Raw genomic sequence first — 17,487 nt, forward strand, 5'->3', positions numbered from 1 at the left:
CGGCGGCGCCCCGCGTGCTCGTACGCGCGTTCCATGAAGACGCGAGGCCCCGGCGCGGCCGGATAGGCTGGCAGGATGACGCGAGCCGAGCAGCCAACAGTGGAAACCCCCACATCCGGGGCACTGGCCGAGGACTCCCGCGAGCGTGCCGTACGGGCCCTGCTGCGCCTTCCCCCGCTGCGGCGGCTGTGGAGCGCCCAGTTCGCCGGCGGGATCGGGGACGCCCTCGCCCTGCTGGTGCTCCTGCTGCTGTCGTTCCAGGCGGCGGTCGCGGCGGGCTCCTTCGGGGGCGGTTATCGCGGTGCCGCCCTGGCGGTCGCCGCGGTCCTCGGCGCGCGGCTGCTCGCGACCCTGGTCTTCGGTGCCGTCCTGCTCGGCCCGGTCTCCTCGCTGATCGCGCCGAACGGCCCGCTGGACCGCCGCTGGACCATGCTCGTCGCCGACGGCGTACGGGTGGCGCTGCTCGCGGTGGCGCCGCTGTGGATCGGCTGGACCGGCACCAGGGCCCTCGCGCTGCTGCTGGTGTCCGCCTTCGTCGTGGGCGTCGCCGAGCGGTTCTGGACCGTGGCCAAGGACGGCGCGGCGCCCGCGCTGCTGCCGCGGCCGCCCAACGAGGGCACCGCCGTCCGGCCGCTGCCGGACCCCTACGACGCGCTGCGCCGCCTCTCGCTGCGGACGAACTTCGTCGCGCTGCCCATAGCCGCCGCCGCGCTCGTCGTCATCACCCTGATCAGCAATCTGCTTGGCTCCGGGATCGCGTGGTTCCATGCGCACCAGGCGGCGCTGGGCTCCTTCCTGGCGGCCGCGCTGTTCGCCGGTTCCGCCTCGATCCTCTACCTCCTCGAACTTCCCGGCGTGCAGTCGCCGCGCGTGCGCTCCCCCCTTGAGGGACTGCGCCGCCCCCGGACGCCGCACGGCCCCGACACCGGCCGCACGGGTGCCATCCCGGTGCTCGTCCTCGCCTGCGCCGCCGTCGCGGGCGCGATCGCCGCGGCCGTCGGCGTGGCCACGCTCCAGGCCGTCGACCTGGGCGGCGGGCCGGTCGCCTTCGGACTGCTGGTGCTCGCGCTGAGCGGCGGTCCCGTCATCGGCATCCGCACCGCGCGGAAGGTCCTGCCGGGCTTCTCGCGTCGCCGCCTGCTCGCCCTGGCCCTCGCCCTGACGGGCCTCGCGCTGCTGATCGCGGGGCTGGTGCCGGACCCGACGACGGTCCTGCTGCTGATCCTGCTCGCGGGCGTCGGCGCCGGCGTCGTCGCCAACACCGGGCACTCCCTGCTCGACCAGGAGACCGAGGAGGCCCGGCGGGCCCGTACGACCGACCATCTGCACGCCGTCGTCCGCGTCACCGCGGCGCTCGGCGCGGTGGTCGCGCCACTGCTCGCCGCCGCCATCGGGCCGCACCGGCTGGAGAGCGGCAGCTTCGTCTTCTCGCACGGCGGGGCCGCGTTCACGCTGATGCTCATCGGCGCGCTGCTGCTGCCCGTCGGCGCCATCGTCCTGGGTAAGACGGACGACCGGCACGGCGTACCGTTCCGCCGCGACCTGATGGACGTCCTGCGGGGCGGCGACCCCACGCAGGCGCCGTCGGGCACCGGCTTCTTCATCGCCTTCGAGGGCGGCGACGGCGCCGGCAAGTCGACACAGGTGCAGGCCGTCGCCGACTGGATCCGCGGCAAGGGCCACGAGGTCGTCGTCACCCGGGAGCCCGGCGCCACGGCCATCGGCAAGCGGCTGCGCGCGATCCTGCTCGACGTCGGCTCCGCCGGTCTGTCCGACCGGGCCGAGGCCCTGCTCTACGCCGCCGACCGCGCGCAGCACGTCGACTCCGTCGTGCGGCCCGCGCTGGAGCGCGGCGCGGTGGTCATCACCGACCGCTACATCGACTCCTCCGTCGCCTATCAGGGCGCCGGGCGCGACCTCTCGCCGACCGAGATCGCCCGCATCTCCCGCTGGGCCACGGACGGGCTCGTTCCGCATCTGACGGTGCTGCTCGACGTCTCGCCCGAGACCGCCCGCGAGCGCTTCACGGAGGCGCCGGACCGGCTGGAGTCCGAGCCGGCGGAGTTCCACCAGCGCGTACGGACCGGCTTCCTCACCCTCGCCGCCGCCGACCCCGCGCGGTATCTCGTCGTGGACGCCGGGCAGGAGCCGGAGGCCGTCTCCACGGTCGTACGGCACCGGCTCGACGAGGTCCTCCCGCTCTCCGCCCAGGAGATCGAGGCCCGCGAGCAGGCCCGCAAGGCGGCCGAGGAGGAGGCACGGCGCAAGGCCGAGGAAGAGGCCGCGCGCAAGGCGGAGGAGGAGCGCCTGGAGCGCGAGCGCCAGGCGCGGCTCGCCAAGCTGCGGGCCGAGGAGGAAGAGCGCAAGCGGCGCGAGGCGGAAGAGGCGCGCCGGCGGGAAGAGGCACGACTCGCCGAGGAGGCCCGGCAGCGGGCCGAGGAAGAGCGGCTGGCGGCCGAGCAGGAGCGCAAGCGGCGCGAGGCGGAGGAGCGTACGCGCGCCGCCGAGCAGGAACGACTCCGCAAGCAGGCCGAGGAAGAGGCCCGGCTGCGCGCCGAGGCGGAGGAACGGCGCCGGGAGAAGCAGCGCAAGGCGGAAGAGGCCCTGCTGCGGGCCGAGCGGGCGCGCGTCGAGGCGGAGGCGGCGGCCGCGGCTGCTTCGGCCTCCGCCGCTGCGTCGGCTTCTGCTTCTTCGGCTTCTGCTTCTTCTTCGGCTTCCGAGGCGCCGACGGTCGAGCGGCCTTCGCTGCGGAAGGACGCCCGGCGGGACGACTCCGCCGACTCCGCGGATTCCGACGCGACGCAGACGGTCGAGACGCCGGCCCCGCCGGCTTCCGGCGGCTCCGACCGTACGCAGACGGTGCGCAGGCCGATCGTCGGCCGGCCGGACCCGCGGCGGGGCGACCCCGACCTGACGCCGACGGTCGAGCGGCCGCGCGTCGAGCGGTCGCGTGCGGAGCAGCGTGCGGAGCGTGTGGAGCCGGAGGGTGCGGCTGATGAGACGGCGGTGCTGCCGCCTGTGCGGCCTGCGGCGCCGGTGGAGCGGTCGCGTGCGGAGCAGCGTGCGGAGCGTGTGGAGCCGGAGGGTGCGGCTGATGAGACGGCGGTGCTGCCGCCCGTGCGGCCCGCACCGCCGGTCGTCCGCCCGGAGGCGCCGCAGCGCGTCACCTGGGGGATGGAGCCGGAGAGGACGCCGGCCGACTCCGGCTCGGAGTCCGAGGAGACGGCGGTGCTCCCGCAGCCGGTGGCCCGCCCTGAGGCGAAGCCTGCGTCCGGTGGGTCCGGTCGGCCTGGGGCGTCCGGGTCTGCCGGTGGGTCGGGGGCGTCCGGGGCGTCTGGTGGATCTGGCCGGTCCGGGGCATCCGGTGCGGGCGCTGGATCCAGTGCGGCCGGTGGATCCGGTGCGTCCGGTGCTTCCTCGGAGGACGAGACCGCGGTGCTTCCGCCCGTACGTTCCGAAGGCCCCGCTCCGGCCGCGCGGCCCGACCGCCCCGAGGACCCGGCGGACCGCGTGCCGACCTGGCTCTTCCGGCCGGAGGACAGCGAGCGGACACACGAGATGCCGCGTACGACGGAGGAGGAGCCGGAGAGCCGTCGACGCCGCCCGGGCTGGGCGGAACCGTCCTCCGACGACGCACCCACGCTGGCGGACGAACTGCTGGGCCCGCGTGAGGACACGCGCCGCCCGTCGGACGACGAACAGAAGGGGCGCCGGCGGGGCGGGCGCTGAGACGATCGCCGGTGCCTGGGGTGGCCCTCCTCGCCCACTCCCGGCTCCCTGCCCCGTCGGCCCGTCCGGTGGGCCCGCTGCTCTGCCGGCTCGGTCGGCGTAGGCCGACCGTCGTGCCCCGGCCGGTGGCTGTCTCTCCGGGGTCGGCCGTGGCCAGGAGCCCGGGGCCGGGCCGGGGGGCGTTGGCCATCAGCCGGCCCGTCCGGCCCTGGGGGCGTGCGACGGGTGTTTCCCGGCCTGGGGACAGGCCCGTAGTGGCCTTACGGCTTTGCTGATTCCGTCACCGGGTCGGCCCGTCCGGTCTGGGCGTGCGGAGGGGGCCCGTGGCTGGGTGTGGCTGGGGCGGAAGGTCCGCGATGGCCTCAGGGTTTTGCCGACTCCGGGCCTCACCCGCGTCGGCCCGTCTGGCCTGGGGGCCTGCGGCGGGTGCTTCCGGAGGCTGGGCCTCGTTGGGGCGGAAGGCGGCGTCCTTACAGCTGATTCCGTGCCCGTCCGTCACCGCGTCGGCCTGTCCGGCCAGGGGGCATGCGGCGGGCTGTTTCCCCGGCTGGGCGCAGCCCGTGTGGATGGCTTGCGCGGCCTTACGGTTGGTCGGCTTCGTACCTGTGCTCCTCGTCGCGTCGGCCTGTCCGGGCCAGGGGGCATGCGGCGGGGTGCTTCTCCGGCTGGGCGCAGCCCGTGCGGAAGGCTCGCGCGGCCTTACGGTTCACCGGCTTCGTACCGCGCCCCTCGCCGCATCGGCCCGTCCGGCCCGAGGGCACCGCATCGGCCCGTCCGGCCCGAGGACGTGGCGGGCGGTGTCAGTGCCGTGTCCCACAATGGGTAGCCGCAGGACGAACAGTGCGCTCGGAGGCAGCCATGGCGGTGTGGGACGACCTGGTCGGTCAGGACCGGGTGACGGAGCAGCTCTCCGCTGCCGCCCGCGACGCGGACGCGTTCGTCACGGGCGGAGGCGGCGGGGGCGGCGGTTCGATGACGCACGCCTGGCTGTTCACCGGTCCGCCCGGGTCCGGGCGGGCCACGGCGGCCCGCGCGTTCGCCGCCGCGCTCCAGTGCGTCAGCCCCGACCGGTCCCTCGGCGGGGCCCCCGGCTGCGGTTTCTGCGACGGCTGCCACACCAGCCTCGTGGGCACCCACGCGGACGTGGAGGTCGTGCGCACCGACCAGCTGTCGATCGGCGTCAAGGAGACCCGCGACCTCGTCCGCCGCGCCCAGCTGTCCCCGGCCGGCGGCCGCTGGCAGGTGATCGTCCTGGAGGACGCCGACCGCCTGACCGAGGGCGCGGGCAACGTCCTGCTCAAGGCGGTGGAGGAGCCCGCTCCGCGCACCGTGTGGCTGCTGTGCGCGCCCTCCCTGGAGGATGTGCTGCCGACGATCCGTTCCCGCTGCCGCCTGCTCACCCTGCGGACGCCGCCCGTCGCCGCGGTCGCGGAGCTCCTCGTCCGCCGTGACGGCATCGAGCCCGACATCGCGGGGCAGTCCGCGCGGGCCACGCAGGGTCACATCGGCAGGGCCCGCCGCCTCGCCACGGACGAGCGCGCCCGCGCCCGTCGCGCGGCCGTCCTCAGACTCCCGCTCCGCGTCGACGACGTCGGCGGCTGCCTCAAGGCCGCGCAGGAGCTGATCGACGCGGCCGCCGAGGATGCCAAGCAGGTCGCCGAGGAGGTCGACACGAAGGAGACCGAGGAACTGCGCGCCGCCCTTGGCGCGGCGGCGGGCACCGGCAGCCGCCTCCCGCGCGGTACGGCGGGCGCTATGAAGGAGCTTCAGGACCGCCAGAAGCGCCGCAGCACGCGCACCCAGCGCGACAGCCTCGACCTCGCCCTCGTGGATCTGACCGGCTTCTACCGCGACGTGCTGGCCATGCAGCTCGGCTCGCGCGTGGAGCTCGCCAACACCGACTCCCGGGACGCCCTCCAGCGCGTCGCCGCGGGCTCCGGGCCGGAGCGGACGCTGCGCCGTATCGAGGCGATCATCGAGTGCCGCCGCGCCCTCGACCGGAACGTGGCACCGCTCCTCGCGGTCGAGGCGATGACGATGGCACTGCGGGCCGGCTGAGCCCGCGTCCAGCCCGCATCTGAGCCCGCGTCCGAGCCCGCCGGGAGCGGGCTCCCGGCGCAGGCGCCGGATCCCACGCCTCTGTCGACGCGCCCCCACGCGCGCACCGGCCCACAGTTACGCGATCTCACTCATACGAGCCCAAGTGGCCCGGCAAGTGGCCATGCCGCACACCCATATGGATACGCTCCGTGCGGGCATCGTGATCTGTCGTAACCAACGGTCATTCCCGCTGCTCGTCCTTTTCATGCCACATCACTCCATCAGAGGGACCAGCCGATGGACTCCAGCCGTCTGCTCCGCACCTCAGGCGCCGTCATCGCGACCGCGGCACTGCTGATCTCCGGCTGTGCCCTGGAGGACTCGGCGCCGAGCGCGTCCGCGGCGGCGAGACCGCAGGCCCAGGGGGACGGACGGGCCTGGGGCGACTTCCCCGCCGCGGGCGCGATCGGGGCCGGCGGCTCCCTCGCGGGCCCGGCGGGCACCCTGGCGCCGCTCCCGAGGGAGCTGCCCTCCGCGCTGCGGCCCTACTACGCGCAGAAGCTCGCCTGGCACGCGTGCGGCGGCGCCGGGTTCGAGTGCGCCAGCCTGACCGCGCCCCTGGACTACGACCGGCCGCGGGCGGGTGACGACATCAAGCTCGCCGTCTCCCGCAAGAAGGCGAGTGGCCCCGGTGCGCACCTCGGCTCCCTGATGGTCAATCCGGGCGGTCCGGGCGGCTCGGCGATCAACTACCTCCAGCAGTACGCGGCGACCGGCTACCCCGCCGCCGTCCGCGCCCGGTACGACCTGGTCGGCATGGACCCGCGCGGCGTCGCCGCGAGCGAACCGGTCAGCTGTCTCACCGACGCCGAGATGGACGCCTACACGCAGGTGGACCAGACGCCCGACGACGCCACCGAGATCGCCGAGCTGGTCGAGGCGTACCAGAAGTTCGCGGACGGCTGCGCGAGCCGCTCCGGCAGGCTCCTGCCCCATGTCTCGACCGTCGACGCCGCCCGCGACATGGACGTCCTCCGCGCGGTCCTGGGCGACGAGAAGCTGACGTACGTCGGCGCCTCGTACGGCACCTTCCTCGGTGCCACCTACGCCGGGCTCTTCCCGTCCCGCGTCGGCCGCGTGGTGCTCGACGGCGCCCTGGACCCCTCCCTGGACGCGGAGCGGATCAACCGCGACCAGACCGCCGGCTTCCAGACCGCCTTCACCGCCTTCGCGCAGGACTGCCTCAAGCGCACGGACTGCCCCCTCACCCCCGCCACGAACGTCGCGGCGGCGGGGGACCGGCTCGCCGCGCTCTTCAAGCAGCTCGACGCCCACCCGGTCCCGGCCGGCAAGCGCGAGCTCACCGAGAGCCTGGCCACGACGGGTGTGATCTCGGCCATGTACGACGAGGCCGCCTGGGGCCTCCTGCGCAAGGGGGTGCGGGACGCGGAGCACGGCGACGGCGCCCTGCTGCTCAGGCTCTCGGACGCCTATTACGAGCGGGACGGCAAGGGCTCGTACACCAACCTGATGTTCGCCAACGCAGCCGTGAACTGCCTCGATCTCCCGCCGGCCTTCCGCGACCCGAACGATGTCCGCGAGGCCCTCCCCGCATTCCGCAAAGCGTCGCCCGTCTTCGGCGCCAGCCTCGCCTGGTCCTCGCTGACCTGCGGTTATTGGTCGGTGCCCGCCACCGGCCGCCCGCACCGCATCCCCGCGCGGGGAGCCGCCCCGATCCTCGTCGTCGGCACCACCCGCGACCCCGCGACCCCCTACCCCTGGGCCCGCTCCCTCGCCTCGCAGCTGTCCTCCGGCCGCCTCCTCACCTACGACGGCGACGGTCACACGGCCTACACGCGGGGCAGCAAGTGCATCGACTCCGCGATCAACAACTACCTCCTCACGAACACCCCGCCACCCGCCGACCAGAAGTGCTCCTGACCTGCGGATCCCCGCTCCCGGCGGCCGTGTACGGAGCACCCCTCGAAACTGTGTAGACTTGGCCGCGCTGCTGATGCCGAACCGGTGTCCGGCAGCTTGCCGCCTTAGCTCAGTTGGCCAGAGCAACGCACTCGTAATGCGTAGGTCTCGGGTTCGAATCCCGAAGGCGGCTCCGATGAAGTCCAGGTCACATTGCCCGTGACCTGGGCTTTTTCTTATGCCGAGACGCGGCGGGGGCGGAATTTGATGATCCTCGCCCCCTGCGTGCCCATCCTGTATTTGCAGCCGCATCGACGGCCTGCCCCGCAGGAGGGCCGGCCTGTCCAGCAGTACAGTGTGTGCGGCGCGGGAAGTGCCGGAATGCGTGCGCGATGATGAGGGACGGGGCGGGGAACCCGCTGGATCGGCTCTCGCGGCCGTGAGGATGTCTTCAGTTCTTCCGGTTGAGGCGGTCGCGGATCGCGGGGCAGAGGGAGGCCGTCCGGCTGCGGGGGTGACGTGAGGGGGCGGAATGACCACTGCGTGGTTGATGCTGGCGCTGGGCAACAGCCGGGAGCACGCCGGGAACGACGGCTATGACGACAGTCCGTCCCGGCACTACAGCTGGGACAGCACCGTTCAGAACCATGCCCGTGTGGCGGTGGGGGACGTGATAGCCCTCTGGGACAGGAGAGAACTCATCGGCGTCTCGGTGATAGAGGCGATCGACACCGCGACCGCCGAGAAGACGCTGTACTCCTGTCCGCAGTGCGGTAAGGCCGACATCAAGCAGCGTCAGAGGGAGAAGCCGGCGTACCGCTGCGGCAAGTGTGGGCACCTGTTTTCCGTCGCGCGCCAGAAGACCAGGACAGTGACCACCTATCGGTCCGTGCACGGCAAGCGATGGATGGACGGTCGCGGTCTGCTCTCGGGCTCCGAGCTACGGGCCCTTTGCGACGCCCCGAAGTCGCAGCTGAGTATGCGCCCCGTGCGGTGGGAGCGGCTGCGGCAGGCGCTTCTTGACGTCACCGGCCAAGCCGGCACGGTCAAGGACATAGCCGCAGCCACTCGCCTGGCCATAGCGGGGGGCCACAGGGAGTCGCTGGTGCGCGTGCGCGTCGGGCAAGAGGCGTTCCGCAAACAGCTGTTGCGGGAGCAGGGCGAGATATGCGCCTTCACGGGTCCGACACCCGCTGCCGCCCTGGAAGCGGCGCACCTCTACAGCTACGCCGAGAGCGGTGAGCACCACGAATACGGTGGACTGCTGCTGCGCCGTGACATCCACCGGCTCTTCGACCTCGGCCATATCGCAGTCGACACCGCCTCCGGAACGCTCGATGTCGCCTCGAGCCTGCACCGCTATCCGTGCTACGCGCAGCTGCATGGCCGGCCTCTGGCGGTGCGGCTACGGCCCGAGCACAGGGTCTGGCTCGATGCGCACTGGCTCAGCGAGCGACCACGCGACTGACAGGGGCGCCGCGCCGTACTGCTCGACCGTCCCGGCCGGACGATGCCAGCCTCGTGCGTATCGGCAGGAACTGCCCCGCTACCGAAGGCCGGTCGCCCCCAACGCTTCGCGGGTCCGGGTGACGATTGCCGCCGCTGTGATGCCGTTGCGTTCCACGAGGTGGGACTGGGCGCCCGTGCCGTGGGCGAAGTGGTCGCCCACGGCGACGCGGCGTACGGGGGTGGGGACGCCGAGTTCGGCGATCGTCTCGGCGGTCGCGGAGCCCAGGCCGCCCGCTGCCCAGTGTTCCTCGACGGTGACGACGGCCCTCGTCGCCCGCGCCGCCGCGATCAGCGCGCCGGTGTCCAGCGGCTTGATCGTGTGGAAGTTGAGGACCGTCGCCTCGATGCCCGACTCGGCGAGCGTGCCGGCCGCTTCGAGGGCGCCGAGGACGGGGTACGGGCCGGTGGCCACCAGGGTCACGTCGCCGCCCTCGCGCAGCCGCTGTGCCTCGCCGAGCCGCTGCGGCGGGGCACCGGCCGGGAGGCCGGGGGTGGCGTTGCGGCCGAGCCGGATGTAAACGGGGCCGGGGAGCTCCTGGGCCTGCCGGATGAGGGACTCCGTGGAGGCGGCGTCCGTGGGGACCACGACAGTGAGGTTCGGGAGCAGCCGGGTGATGGCCAGGTCCTCCAGGGAGTGGTGCGTGGAGCCCAGGTGGCCCGCGGCGAGACCGCCGTGGGTGGCGGCGATCCGCACCGGGAGGTTGTTCAGGGCGATGTCCAGCTTCAGCGACTCCAGCGCCCGCGTGGTGGCGAACGTCGCCATCGTGTTGACGTACGGCAGCCGCCCGGATCTCGCCAGGCCCGCGGCCACGCCCATCAGGTTCTGCTCGGCGATGCCGAGGTTGACGTAGCGGGCGGCGGCGGCGCCGAAGTCCACGCCGTTGAACAGGCCGGTGTCGCTGTCCAGGCACACCACCCGCTCGTCCGCGGCGAGGAACTCCGCCAGCAGGTCGCGGTAGACCTCACGGCTGGACGGGATCGCGGGCGCCGCGGGAGCGGTCCGCTCCGGGGCGCGCGGGGCGTCGGGTGCCACGGTGGTCATGCCTGTGCCGCCTTCCTGGACTGGGCGCGCAGGATCGCCAGCGCCCTCTTCTTCGGTCGCTCGCCGAGGCGGGCGTAGTGGCTGCGCGTCTGGCCCTCGATGTAGGGCAGGCCGCGGCCCTTGACCGTCCGCGCGATCAGCACGGTAGGCCGGTCCGCGTCGGCGGGGATGCCGTCGAACGCGGCGCGGAGCAGGGCGATGTCGTGGCCGTCCACCTCGCGCGCGTGCCACCCGAAGCTGCGCCAGCGGTCGGCCAGCGGCTCCAGGGCGACGGCGTTCTCGGTGGGGCCGGTGATCTGGAGGCTGTTGCGGTCGACGACGGCGACGAGCCGGCCGAGCCCGAGCGAACCGGCGGCCATCGCGGCCTCCCAGTTCGAGCCCTCCTGGAGCTCGCCGTCACCGAGGACGACGAAGGTGCGCCGGGGGGAGGCGTCCAGCCGGGCCGCGAGGGCGAAGCCGACGCCCAGCGGCAGCCCGTGCCCGAGGGAGCCGGTGGGCATCTCGACGCCGGGCACGGCCGGGTTGGGGTGCGCGGAGAAGAGGCTCTCCGGACGGCCGTACGTGGCGAGGTCCTCGGCGGGGAAGAAGCCGCGCTCCGCCAGGGCGGCGTAGAGGCCGATCGCGCCGTGGCCCTTGCTCAGCAGCAGCACGTCGCGCTCGGGGTCGTCGGGCGCGGCGGGGTCGACGCGCAGCACCGAGCGGTAGAGGGTCACCAGGATCTCGACGAGGGACATCGAGCCGCCGAGGTGCCCCCCTTCGGCGGAGCCGCACATCTCCACGATCAGTTCGCGGACGCGCAGGGCGTGTTCCTCGGGCGGGAGGTCGCCGGTCCAGGCGCTGCCCGCGAGGGAACCGGTGGGGGGTGTGGCACTCATCAGCAGTCCTCGGTTGCGTGCGGAGCGGGGGCCTGCGCGGGGAGTGAGGTGCCGAGTTCGCGCAGGGCGGCGGACAGCACCTCGATGCCGCCGAGGTAGTCGGACAGCACGACGTGCTCGTCGTCGGCGTGGTCGAGCCTGCTGTCACCGGGCCCGTACGTGGCCATCGGGACGTCCCAGACCTCGGCCAGGGTGTTCATGTCGGAGGTCGCCGTCTTCACCTTCAGCGACGGCTTGGCGCCCTGCTGCCGGATGCCCGCCGTGAGCGCCCGGACGACGGGGTCCGTGCGGCTCACGCGGCACGCCTCGACGGTGTTGACGACCGTGATCCGGCCCTCCGGCACGGACTCGGTCAGCTGCTGGACGAGCTTGTGGTGGTCGAATCCGGGCGGGACGCGGACGCTGAACTCCGCGGTGGCCTCCGTGAGATCGCCGTTGATCGACACGAGCGTGGGGCCCGGCTGGTCGAAGGAGCCGTGGCCCGCGTCCGGCCCGAGCAACTCCAGCAGCGTGGTCCAGGCTCCCGCGGCCAGCTCGGTGGCCTTGGGCAGGGGGTTGCTGGGGTGTGTCGCCTCGCACGCCACCTCGTAGCGGAGGTCGAGCTTGCCCTTGTAGCCGAGCACGACCGTCGACCAGCCGCTGGGCTCGCCGATGACGAAGGCGTCCGGCCGGGGGTGGGTGCGGCGGATGTGCACGGCGCCGCGCGACAGCGCCGTCTCCTCCTCCACGGCGCCCACGACCACGACGCGCCCGCGGAAGTCCGTCGCGGCGGCGGCCGCGCAGACCATGGTCGCCAGCGGGGTCTTGGCGTCCACGGCGCCGCGTCCGTACAGCCGCCCCTCGGCGGCGTGGACGGGCAGGTCGCCGGTGACGGTGTCCATGTGCCCGAGGAGCAGCACGGTCGGCCCGGGGCCGCGGACGATCTCGCCGACGGCGTTGCCCGCCTCGTCGACCCGGGCGTCGAACCCGAGCTCCGTCATGCTCCGTACCAGGAACGCGGCGAGCTCCCCCTCCCCGTACGAGGGGGACGGGATCTCCAGCATGCGGCGCAGCATGCCGACCGCGTACGACTCCGTGACCGGGCTCGGCGCGGTCACCGGTGTGAGCGTCATCGGGGTGCCTCTTCCCTGGCGGTGGTGTGGGAGATCACGATCTCGGTGGCGTGGCCCGCGAGCGCGGCCCGTACGGGGTCGGGGCGGCGGCCGTCGGCGACCAGCACGCGTCGCGCGCCGGCGAGCAGGGCCTCCCGGGCCGCGATGAGCTTGAGGCCCATGCCGCCGCCGACGTGCGGCGGCGCGCCGGTGGGCGGTACGGCGCAGACCGGCAGCACGGAGGTCTCGTCGGCGGGGTCCGCGAGGACGCCCGGCGCGCCGGTCAGCAGGACGAGGGTCTTCGCTCCGAGGGCTCCGGCGACGGCCGCGGCGGCGCGGTCGGCGTCGGTGTTCACCGGGCGGCCGTCCTCCGCGACGGCCGGCGGGGAGACGACGGGCACCGAACCGGCTTCCAACAAGGTATGCAGCAGCGCGGTGTTCACCTCCACCACGCGTCCGCTGTGGTCGTCGCGGACGAGCACCTTGCGGCCGTCGACGATCGCGCGGTGCGCGGACTTGCGCCTGGCGCGCAGCAGACCGCCGTCGAGACCGGTGAGCCCTACGGCGCTGACGCCCGCCTCGACGAGCGCGCCGACGAGGCGGGGCTTGGCGAGTCCGGCGAGGGCCAGGTGGACCACTTCCAGGGTCGCGGAGTCGGTGTGCCGGGCGGAGACGCCGTCCGGCGAGGTGAGGCGGCGGAGCGGGACGCCCATGCGGCGCGCCAGGTCCTCGATGTCGGCGGAGCCGCCGTGCACGAGGGCGACGCGGGCGCCCTCGTGGGTCATCGCCGCGACGTCCTCGCAGATCGCCAGCGGGTCCACCGCGGCGTTGCCGCCGCACTTGACGACGGTGATGTGCTGCATGTTCTCCGGCCTTCCGGCTTCTGGGGGCGCGGCGGTCCTGTCCCGCGGTCCCGTACGCGGGTCAGTTCGGGTGCAGGCCCGTGAACGCGAGGCCCAGGTCCTCCGGCCAGCCCTGGCGGATGTTCAGGCACTGCACGGCGTTGCCCGAACCGCCCTTGACGAGGTTGTCGAGCGCGCCCACCACGACCGCGGTGCCGTCCTCGTCGCCGACCGAGAAGCCGACGTCGCAGAAGTTCGACCCGGAGAGGATCTTCGGCTCGGGCAGTCGGTACAGGCCGCGCTTCTGCGCGACGACGCGCACGAACCGCTCCCCGGCGTACGCCTCGCGGTAGGCCCGGCGCAGCGCGCGCTCGTCCGTGCCCTCGGTGAGCTGGACGCGGCAGAGCACCTGCACGCCGCGCACGGCCTCCACGCCGGTGGCGGTCATGCTGACCGGCAGCCCGGTGGACTGGGCGATCTCCGCTTGGTGGCGGTGGCTGTTGGGCGCGAAGATCCGCATGGCGCCGCTGCGTTCGGCGTGGAGGTTGGACGAGCCGGCCGAGACGCCGGAGCCGCTGGATCCGGTGCGGGCGTCGATCTGGACGCTCCCGTTGAGCAGTCCGGCCTCGCTGAGCGGACGGAGCGCCAGGATGCCGGCTGTCGCCATGCAGCCGGGTACGGAGACGCGGTCGCTCTCCCGGATCTCCTCGCGGTGCCACTCCGGCAGGCCGGTGGTGAAGGTGGGGATGAGCTCGGGCGCGGTGTGCGGGGTGCCGTAGTGCCGTTCGTAGACCTCCGCCTCGCGCAGCCGGAAGTCGCCGGAGAGGTCGATGACCTGTTCGGCCAGCCCGAGGAACTCGGGCATCCGGCCCATGGTCTCCTTGTGCGGGGTGGCCAGGAAGAGGACGTCGAAGCCGCCCTTCGCTTCCGCCAGCCGGTCGTTGGCGACGAAGGTCAGGTCGGTCGCGCCGCGCAGATTGGGGTGCGGGCCGTCCACCCGCTTGCCCGCGAAGCGGTTCGAGGTCGCGACGGTGACCTCGACGCGCGGGTGGCCGATGAGGAGCCGTAGGAGTTCGCCGCCGATGTATCCGGAGGCTCCGACAACCGCTACTCGCAGCATGATTCAGACCTTGTCATGAGGTGTTCGACGATCCGGCCGGCCACGTCCACGCGCTCGCCCATGGCCCGCTGGAAGCCCGAGAACTCGACGCCGTGGTTGACCTCCAGGACCACCACCTCGCCGTCGTCGCTCTCGATCAGGTCGACGCCCGCGATGTCGGCCCCCACGGTCTTCGCGGCCATGACGGCGAGTTCGGCCGTCCCGGGCGAGGGCGTGAACGCCTCCGAGGTCGCGCCGCGCGCCACGTTGGTGCGCCACTGGGTGCCGCGGCGGTAGGTGGCGCCGAGCACCTCGCCGCCCACGACGATCATGCGGATGTCGCGATCGGGCTTGGCGATGAGCTCCTGGACGTAGACGATGTGCGACTGCGGGGCCGGGAGGGCGGCGATGTACTCCATCACCGTCTCCGCCGTCCGGCGGTCCGGCAGCAAGGTCACCAGACGGCCCCAGGAGCCCACGAGCGGTTTGACCACGGCGGGGTAGCCGATCTCCTCCAGGGCGTCGAGCGCGGCCTCCGGTGTGAGGGCGAGCGCGGTGCGGGGGGTGGGCAGGCCGGCCCGGCGCAGGGCCACGGAGGTCTGCCACTTGTCGCCGCAGACCTCGGTGGCCGCCGCCGAGTTGACCACGGTGGCGCCGGCGGCCTCCAGGGCGCGCGCGGCGTAGAGGGCACGGGCGTGGCCGATCTCGCGGTTGAGCACGGTCCGCCACGGCGGCCGCTCCGCGTGCAGAAGGCTCCACGACGCCCGGCTGTCGACGTACTCGCAGTCCGCGCCCCGTCGTTCGAAGGCGTCGAGAAGGCGCTTCTCATCCGCTCTCATACGGGATGCGAGCATCGCGAAGCGGCCCGGGCGCGTGGAGGAGGTCACTCGCCCCAGTCCTCTTCGATCTCCGGGGCCAGCACGAGCTCGACCGGGTCGACGGAGATGAGCTCCAGCTCGCTGGAGCAGCCGGCGCACTCCACGATCTCACTCACCCGGGGGTTCTCCATGAGGGCCACGGAACCTTCGCACTCCGGACACTTCGCCATGAAAACTGCTCTCCCATCGCACTGTTGCGGAATCGCGCACTTGACACGCACTGGATGCGCGGACCAAGGCTAGGGGCCGTGCTTCCGGGCGGACATCCACTCGTTTGATGATTCCCGCGGGCCGATTCCGTTGACCGCGCCGGGCAATTCCTGATGGCGCGTCGACGCGCGTCCACAACTTCTCAACGGCAGGCTGACCGGCCTGTTTCAATTCCCTTGCGCGGGGCCGGAAGTGGCACACGCACCATTGCTACCGGCGCGCCGTTCAGGCTAGGTTGAGGCGCCCGTGTGCAGTATCGGCAGAGTGTGCGAGGAGTGTCATTTTGCGGTCCGCAGAAGCCCCGAGAATTCTGGCCCTCTGGAGCGCTCCGCGCTGCCGTTCCACCGCATTCTTCCGCATGATGTCGGAGCGCGGTGATTTCCGGCTGCTGCACGAGCCGTTCTCGTATCTGATGGAATTCGGTTCCGTGGACGCGGCCGGCCGGCAGATATCCGACGAAGCCGGCCTGCTCGCCCGGATCCGTGAGCTTTCCGCGGAGCGCCCGCTTTTCTTCAAGGACACCACCGACGAGCGCTATCCCGGGCTGCTCGCGGACGCGCGTTTCCTGGCGCGGGACGCGCTGCACACCTTCATCATCCGGCACCCGCGCGAGACGATCGCCTCGTACTACGCCATCAATCCCGGCGTGCGGCAGCACCAGATCGGATTCGAGGCGCAGTACGAGCTCTTCGAGCGCGTCCAGGAGCTGACGGGCACCGTGCCCGCCGTGGTCGACGCCGCGGACCTCGTGGAGGCACCGGAGCGGACCGTGCGGGCGTACTGCGACGCCGCCCGCATCCCGTACCTCCCCGAGGCCCTCCAGTGGCGCAGCGGCAGCCGCCAGGAGTGGGCGCCGAGCGAGAAGTGGCACCGGGACGCGAGCGCGAGCAGCGGCTTCGAGAAGAAGGAGCGCGCGGACCGGGTCGACGTGGACACCCACCCTGTCCTCTCGGAGTACCTGGCGCACCACCTACCGTTCTACGAGAAGCTGCGCGCACACCGGCTGGGTGTCTGACGTGGGAGTACGGGCGGCCGCGGCGCGGCCCCCGGTCGATGCGGTGAGGAGCGGGGGGACCGGAAGGTGACAGTGACGCAGTGCACGTGCGGCACGCCGGAGCGGACGGGCGCCACGGTGTGGCTGACCGGGCTGCCCAGCGCGGGCAAGACCACGATCGCCAAGGCGCTCGCCGAGCGGCTGCGCGGCGAGGGGCACCGGGTCGAGGTGCTGGACGGGGACGAGATCCGCGAGTTCATCTCCGCGGGCCTCGGCTTCAGCCGCGCGGACCGGAACACCAATGTGCAGCGCATCGGCCTGATATCGGAGGTGCTCGCGCGCAACGGCGTGAAGTCGATCGTGCCGGTGATCGCGCCGTACGCCGATTCCCGGGAGGCGGTGCGAGAGCGCCACGACGCCTCGGGGACGGCCTATCTCGAGGTGCACGTCGCGACTCCGGTCGAGGTCTGCTCGGAGCGAGACGTGAAGGGTTTGTACGCCAAGCAGGCAGCCGGCGAGATATCGGGCCTTACGGGGGTCGACGATCCCTATGAGGCACCGGAGTCGCCGGACCTGCGGATCGAGTCGCACACGCAGACCGTGGCCGAGTCGGCCGGCGTACTGTATTCGCTGCTCACGGAGAGGGGCCTGGTGTGAGTGACACCGGTTCGACGGCCTTCGCGCCTGCCGGCGACACCGCCGGTCGATACGCGCTGTCCCACCTGGATGTACTGGAATCCGAAGCGGTGCATATATTCCGGGAGGTGGCGGGTGAGTTCGAGCGGCCGGTGATTCTTTTCTCCGGTGGCAAGGACTCGATCGTGATGCTGCACCTGGCGCTGAAGGCGTTCGCGCCCGCGCCCGTGCCCTTTACGCTGCTGCACGTGGACACCGGGCACAACTTCCCCGAGGTGCTGGCCTACCGTGACCGGGCGGTGGCCGCGCACGGCCTGCGGCTGCACGTCGCCTCCGTGCAGGACTACATCGACCGCGGCGTGCTCCGCGAGCGGGCCGACGGCACCCGCAACCCCCTGCAGACGGTGCCGCTCACGGAGGCCATCCAGGAGCACCGTTTCGACGCGGTCTTCGGCGGTGGGCGGCGCGACGAGGAGAAGGCGCGCGCCAAGGAGCGGGTCTTCTCCCTGCGCGACGAGTTCTCCCAGTGGGACCCGCGGCGTCAGCGGCCCGAGCTGTGGCAGCTCTACAACGGCCGGCACGCGCCCGGCGAGCACGTCCGCGTCTTCCCGCTGTCCAACTG

General features: G+C 73.0%; 14 protein-coding genes and 1 tRNA gene. 8 read left to right on the forward strand and 7 right to left on the reverse strand.

Features of this window, described 5'->3' with window-relative positions; genetic code table 11:
- Positions 1-75 precede the first annotated feature (75 nt).
- The 5 genes from tmk (at position 76) to ACZ4A5_RS28250 (ending at position 9,157) form a co-directional block, all read left to right on the forward strand.
- On the forward strand, positions 76-3,729 hold the full coding sequence (tmk, locus tag ACZ4A5_RS28230; protein ID WP_467590202.1) for a dTMP kinase: 3,654 nt from the start codon (positions 76-78) through the stop codon (positions 3,727-3,729).
- Between the two features lie 858 nt (positions 3,730-4,587).
- Positions 4,588-5,787 carry a DNA polymerase III subunit delta' gene (locus ACZ4A5_RS28235; RefSeq protein ID WP_467590234.1) on the forward strand — a complete coding sequence of 400 codons (1,200 nt, stop codon included), beginning with the start codon at positions 4,588-4,590 and terminating at the stop codon, positions 5,785-5,787.
- Positions 5,788-6,066: 279 nt separating this feature from the next.
- Complete coding sequence (locus ACZ4A5_RS28240) at positions 6,067-7,710, forward strand: alpha/beta hydrolase (protein WP_467590205.1); 1,644 nt, start codon at positions 6,067-6,069, stop codon at positions 7,708-7,710.
- Positions 7,711-7,808: 98 nt separating this feature from the next.
- Positions 7,809-7,882 (forward strand) — tRNA-Thr (locus tag ACZ4A5_RS28245).
- 339 nt (positions 7,883-8,221) lie between these two features.
- A complete protein-coding gene (locus ACZ4A5_RS28250) occupies positions 8,222-9,157 on the forward strand; it encodes an HNH endonuclease (RefSeq protein ID WP_467590208.1) in 936 nt (311 codons plus the stop codon).
- Between the two features lie 78 nt (positions 9,158-9,235).
- Here the strand turns inward: ACZ4A5_RS28250 and ACZ4A5_RS28255 are convergent, their stop codons facing one another.
- The 7 genes from ACZ4A5_RS28255 to lysW form a co-directional block, all read right to left on the reverse strand.
- Entirely contained in the window at positions 9,236-10,240 is a 1,005-nt protein-coding gene (locus ACZ4A5_RS28255) for a transketolase family protein (protein WP_467590211.1), read from the reverse strand.
- Entirely contained in the window at positions 10,237-11,115 is an 879-nt protein-coding gene (locus ACZ4A5_RS28260) for a transketolase (RefSeq protein WP_467590214.1), read from the reverse strand. The genes ACZ4A5_RS28255 and ACZ4A5_RS28260 overlap by 4 nt, the downstream gene beginning before the upstream one ends.
- Complete coding sequence (locus tag ACZ4A5_RS28265; RefSeq protein WP_467590217.1) at positions 11,115-12,227, reverse strand: M20/M25/M40 family metallo-hydrolase; 1,113 nt, start codon at positions 12,225-12,227, stop codon at positions 11,115-11,117. Before ACZ4A5_RS28265 ends, ACZ4A5_RS28260 begins: the two co-directional genes overlap by 1 nt.
- Complete coding sequence (locus tag ACZ4A5_RS28270; RefSeq protein ID WP_467590220.1) at positions 12,224-13,069, reverse strand: [LysW]-aminoadipate kinase; 846 nt, start codon at positions 13,067-13,069, stop codon at positions 12,224-12,226. Before ACZ4A5_RS28270 ends, ACZ4A5_RS28265 begins: the two co-directional genes overlap by 4 nt.
- Positions 13,070-13,130: 61 nt before the next feature.
- Positions 13,131-14,168, reverse strand: a complete 1,038-nt coding sequence (argC, locus tag ACZ4A5_RS28275) for an N-acetyl-gamma-glutamyl-phosphate reductase (protein WP_467590223.1) — start codon at positions 14,166-14,168, stop codon at positions 13,131-13,133.
- Complete coding sequence (locus ACZ4A5_RS28280) at positions 14,156-15,001, reverse strand: RimK family alpha-L-glutamate ligase (protein WP_467590237.1); 846 nt, start codon at positions 14,999-15,001, stop codon at positions 14,156-14,158. The genes argC and ACZ4A5_RS28280 overlap by 13 nt, the downstream gene beginning before the upstream one ends.
- Positions 15,002-15,030: 29 nt before the next feature.
- Positions 15,031-15,195 carry a lysine biosynthesis protein LysW gene (gene lysW, locus ACZ4A5_RS28285; RefSeq protein WP_116213109.1) on the reverse strand — a complete coding sequence of 55 codons (165 nt, stop codon included), beginning with the start codon at positions 15,193-15,195 and terminating at the stop codon, positions 15,031-15,033.
- A 323-nt stretch (positions 15,196-15,518) separates the two neighbouring features.
- Between lysW and ACZ4A5_RS28290 the strand changes: the two genes are divergently transcribed.
- The 3 genes from ACZ4A5_RS28290 to cysD form a co-directional block, all read left to right on the forward strand.
- Positions 15,519-16,250 (forward strand): sulfotransferase-like domain-containing protein, encoded by a 732-nt coding sequence (locus ACZ4A5_RS28290; RefSeq protein WP_467590226.1) that lies wholly within the window; start codon positions 15,519-15,521, stop codon positions 16,248-16,250.
- A gap of 66 nt (positions 16,251-16,316) precedes the next feature.
- Positions 16,317-16,886 (forward strand): adenylyl-sulfate kinase, encoded by a 570-nt coding sequence (gene cysC, locus ACZ4A5_RS28295; protein WP_467590229.1) that lies wholly within the window; start codon positions 16,317-16,319, stop codon positions 16,884-16,886.
- The coding region (gene cysD / locus ACZ4A5_RS28300; protein ID WP_467590232.1) for a sulfate adenylyltransferase subunit CysD at positions 16,883-17,487 on the forward strand (605 nt) is incomplete at its 3' end. The genes cysC and cysD, both read left to right, overlap by 4 nt.

It is taken from the genome of Streptomyces sp. NPDC025618 (assembly GCF_055558795.1).

Coding starts and splice junctions, on each gene's coding strand:
- ACZ4A5_RS28250 (WP_467590208.1), top strand. CDS start 8,222: ATGACCACTGCGTGGTTGATGCTGGCGCTGGGCAACAGCCGGGAGCAC.
- tmk (WP_467590202.1), top strand. CDS start 76: ATGACGCGAGCCGAGCAGCCAACAGTGGAAACCCCCACATCCGGGGCA.
- ACZ4A5_RS28280 (WP_467590237.1), bottom strand. CDS start 15,001: ATGCTCGCATCCCGTATGAGAGCGGATGAGAAGCGCCTTCTCGACGCC.
- ACZ4A5_RS28265 (WP_467590217.1), bottom strand. CDS start 12,227: ATGACGCTCACACCGGTGACCGCGCCGAGCCCGGTCACGGAGTCGTAC.
- ACZ4A5_RS28255 (WP_467590211.1), bottom strand. CDS start 10,240: ATGACCACCGTGGCACCCGACGCCCCGCGCGCCCCGGAGCGGACCGCT.
- ACZ4A5_RS28260 (WP_467590214.1), bottom strand. CDS start 11,115: ATGAGTGCCACACCCCCCACCGGTTCCCTCGCGGGCAGCGCCTGGACC.
- ACZ4A5_RS28235 (WP_467590234.1), top strand. CDS start 4,588: ATGGCGGTGTGGGACGACCTGGTCGGTCAGGACCGGGTGACGGAGCAG.
- lysW (WP_116213109.1), bottom strand. CDS start 15,195: ATGGCGAAGTGTCCGGAGTGCGAAGGTTCCGTGGCCCTCATGGAGAAC.
- ACZ4A5_RS28270 (WP_467590220.1), bottom strand. CDS start 13,069: ATGCAGCACATCACCGTCGTCAAGTGCGGCGGCAACGCCGCGGTGGAC.
- ACZ4A5_RS28240 (WP_467590205.1), top strand. CDS start 6,067: ATGGACTCCAGCCGTCTGCTCCGCACCTCAGGCGCCGTCATCGCGACC.
- argC (WP_467590223.1), bottom strand. CDS start 14,168: ATGCTGCGAGTAGCGGTTGTCGGAGCCTCCGGATACATCGGCGGCGAA.